The sequence below is a fragment of the uncultured Fenollaria sp. genome, assembly GCF_934202865.1.
Classification (GTDB): Bacteria; Bacillota; Clostridia; order Tissierellales; family Peptoniphilaceae; genus Fenollaria.
The window spans coordinates 1-3,887 of the sequence record NZ_CAKPYL010000076.1 but is presented as its reverse complement, the minus strand read 5'-3'; the positions used below and the strand labels follow the sequence as shown (position 1 = coordinate 3,887).

Sequence of the window (3,887 nt, the reverse complement as noted above, 5' to 3'; positions counted from 1 at the left end):
CATATCGTTCCAGCCCCAGAATGTTTCGTCAAGGTCTGTGAATCTCTTTATCATTTGTGGGTTTTTGCACTTTAGTAATGATAAGTTATCATATTTTCTTTCGAAGATCTTGTTTAGTATAACTGCTGCTTCGGCTCTTGTGATGTTTGCGTCTGGTCTAAATAAACCGTCTGGGTAGCCTGTGATTCTCTTTGCTTGATATTCTGATCCGATGGCTCTTTCTGCCCAATGACCAGGAACGTCTGCGAATGGTGCTGTGCCATATGGCTTATTGTCGATTGTAGAGATCATTTGAGCGAATTCTGCTCTGGTTATAGGTGCGTTTGGTCTGAAGCGTCCATCAGGGTAACCTTTCATTATGCCTCTAAACACCACAGCGTTGATGGCTTTGTTATACCATGAGCTTTCTGTATCTGTAAAGTTTGGCTTAGCTGCTGAACCTATTGCTTCGATGTTTAATAGTCTTGCTAACATTGCAGCCGCTTCGGCTCTTGTTATTGATCCGTTTGGTCTAACTGTACCATTAGGATAACCAAAGATATATGCTTTGTGATCGTCTCCCTTTATTTCTTCTGGCTCTTCATGTTTTTCTTCTTCGGCTCTCTTCCATATTGCATATAGCGTAGTGTCTGAATAAATTCTATCGCCAGGTTTTACTTCGTCAAGATGTTTTTGGTCGTAGCTCCAGCCTCTGAATGTGTATCCTCTTCTACGAGGGATATATAGATGCGGCTCGATAAGGTCTCCTACTTCAACTTCGATATTTGTAATCTTGCCATTTCTATAATTTTCATCAAGTGTTAAGATAACTGTGCTTGGTTCAGGTGGATTTTCCCAAATAGCATATAGATATAGATTGCCTTTTACTTTTACTTCTTCACCTGGTGTATACTCAGGCTTTGTAGCATCTTTATCTCTTGACCAACCTAAAAATTTTCTAGAGTTTGTAAAACCAGTTTCTTTAAGAGTTTTAATTATGCTCTTTCTTTCTAGAATTAAATAACTATCATCTCCATAAGATCCTTCTTGCACTAAATCTGGACCTATTTTTGTGCTATCTACTTCACTTAAATATACTTCTCCTTGTCCTCCATTCGGATCATAAATTATGATTGATATTGGATTAATATAATCTACATCATAGTTATTTAATAAAGAATCCACTTTTTCTAGTTTTTTTGCCGCATTTAAAATATAAAGCTTTCCACCCAAAGAATATTTTGCAAACTTTAAATTTGTGAAATCTTTATAATTTTTTGGTGGATTGTAAAAGCCATTACCAGCAAAGTTTTTATCAAATATAGTATTCTCATTTGTTGTTAAACCGTCATATGTGTCATTCTCTATATCTTGATAACGTGCTCCCCATCCGTTTATAGTTATAGCGCCGCCATTAAGTCCTGCTTTATTTCCAATAAGTTTACAATTTTTAAATTCAGCTTCACTGCTACACAAAAACATACCTCCACCGATTAAATCAGCGCTATTATTGATTATATCTACACTCTCTAATGGACTCTCAAAGTAACCACCGCTAGTACTAAACGCTCCGCCAGATATTAAAGCATGATTTCCTAAAATTTCTGTATTTTTTATGCTTGTCCCACAGTACTCAGTAAAAATTCCTCCACCTCTTTTTGCTTTATTATTAAGTATTTTTAAGTTTTCTAGCCTTGTATTAGTGCATGCTTTTACAGCTATAGCTCCACCCGTTTCTCCAGCTTCATTATTTTCAAAAAACGAATCTTTTAATGTGCTTTCTCCTGCATTGTCTAAAAATACTCCACCAGCATACTTGCGAGCTTTATTGCCAATAACTTTTATCTTAGATAAAGCTACTTTTCCATAGACATTTATTGCACCGGCATTTCCAGTAGAGCTATTATTTAAAAATTCACTATTTCTTATAGAACAAGTAAAGTCACTATCAAAGCCCTTCTCAACGTTCAAAGCGCCACCACTGCAATTATACTCATCTGTGTTTTCAGCCTTATTATTAATAAACTTAGAATTATTTATTTCAAACTTATTTACGCTTCTTATATAAGCAGCACCGCCTTCATCAGCTAAGCAGTTTTTAAATATAGTATTATTAATATATAATTCGCTTTCTGATACAACATATAAAGTGTTTAATCCTTGATAATAATTATCTTCAATAATTCCACCATCTATAATAAGATTTTCTAAGCTAAGCTTAATAGAATTTCCGCTGTTTTCACTAAATCTAATTAAAGGTGTTTTTTCTTTTCCGCCATTGGCTCCGCTTATAGTTTTGCCATTACCATTAATTGTGATATTGCTACTTATTTCTAGGCTTTTTAATTCTCCTGCTTCGACTGGCAAAATTAAATTATCATTTAGTGTGAGTGTATATGTTTTACCCATGACAAAATTACTTGCCTCATTCATATACACAAGAAGATCTTCTGCAGTGTTAAATATTTTATCATTTTCCCCACTTAAAACATATTTTGCATCTTGTGCTAAGCTTACCTCACACAAGCTTACAAATGATGATAATATCATCACTAGGCTAAAAAATATTGCAAAATTTTTCTTTTTCATAATTGCACTTCCTTTTTATTATTTTTATTGTTTTCACTTTATATTGATATATAAATATATCTACTTATCTATCCTAAGTATAGCATCTACATAGTGCAAAAATCAAGCTTTGCGCGATTTTGTAACACGTTTGTAACAATAAATTTTTTCTTTGCGTTAGGCATAAAAAAAGAAGGCGCAATGCCTTCTCATAAAATAAACTAATTAACTTTGCAAATCATCGAGCCAACACAAACAAATTCTGTAGTCAAAAGAAGAACCTCATCCTAACGGACGAGAACCTTGGTGCTTCGCACTGTGATGAATGAAGAAGCTCATCAAAATGAACCAGATCAAACAAATTTTGCTGGAAAAATGTGATGATTACGCGAAATGGAGCTTTGAGGCAAGCGGAGCGTATTAGTCATACTCGAGCATTGCCGAAAAGCGAATGAGCGTAAGGGCGCATTTGAAGAACCTCGTCCATGCGGACGAGAACCTTGGTGCTTCGCACGAACACAAACTCCTACTTATGATATGCCTCGTTATTAATAATCTTAAACGCCCTAAACACCTGTTCCATCAACACCACTCTCATCAACTTATGATTCATGGTCATTCGTCCGAAGCTTAGCTTTAGATCTGCTTTGTTCGAGACTTTGCTATTAAATCCATTGGACCCGCCTATAATCAAGGTGATCTTGGAGTAACCACTTACGCCTGCGTCCTTAATCACGTCTGCGAATTCTTCGCTTGTTAAGAGCTTTCCCTCTATCTCCAAAGTGATGACGAAGCTCGTCTCATCGATCTTCGAAAGTATTTCTTCTGACTCTTCATCCACTATCTTTTCGAGCTCGGCGTCTGAGAGTTTATCTGGCTTATCTCTATCTTTCAGCTCCACTATATTAAGTGTGGCGAAGCGCGAGATGCGTTTCTTGTACTCGTCTATGGCCTCGTTTAAATACTTTTCCTTGATTTTACCAAGTACTATGAGATCTATCTTTAGCATCTAATCCACCTCGTATACAAGTGTTCTTTTCATTCTGTGTGTGACTCTTAGTCTAAAGTCTTCGGCTCTTCGTCCTGACTCAAGCAGCTCTTTATAAACTGTCAAGTAAGCGAGTTTTTCTGTGTTATTCTCATGCGATAGGTGGGCTAGGAAAACTAATTCATTTTTGTCCTTGAGTGACTTTTTGATCAGGTCCGCTGCCTGCATATTAGATAGGTGGCCTTCTTCGGAGCGCACTCTTCTCTTTAGGTAGTAGCTATATGGGCCCTTCTCAAGCATCTCCTCGTCGTGATTGCTCTCGATGTAGTAGATGTCAGAGTCCTTAATCGCG

The 3,887-nt window shown here is 36.5% G+C and carries 2 protein-coding genes and 1 pseudogene; all 3 read right to left on the bottom strand.

The features are described 5' to 3' along the window. Positions 1-2,568, bottom strand: a 2,568-nt coding sequence (locus Q0E71_RS06530) for an S-layer homology domain-containing protein (protein ID WP_294797184.1), incomplete at its 3' end; no start/stop codon positions are given. A 505-nt stretch (positions 2,569-3,073) separates the two neighbouring features. Next, a complete protein-coding gene (gene rlmH / locus Q0E71_RS06525; protein ID WP_294797182.1) occupies positions 3,074-3,556 on the bottom strand; it encodes a 23S rRNA (pseudouridine(1915)-N(3))-methyltransferase RlmH in 483 nt (160 codons plus the stop codon). Continuing rightward, positions 3,557-3,887, bottom strand: a pseudogene (locus Q0E71_RS06520) (MBL fold metallo-hydrolase); the annotation flags it as partial.

Excerpts from the sequence above, each read along its gene's own strand:
- rlmH (WP_294797182.1), bottom strand. The coding sequence starts at position 3,556 with ATGCTAAAGATAGATCTCATAGTACTTGGTAAAATCAAGGAAAAGTAT.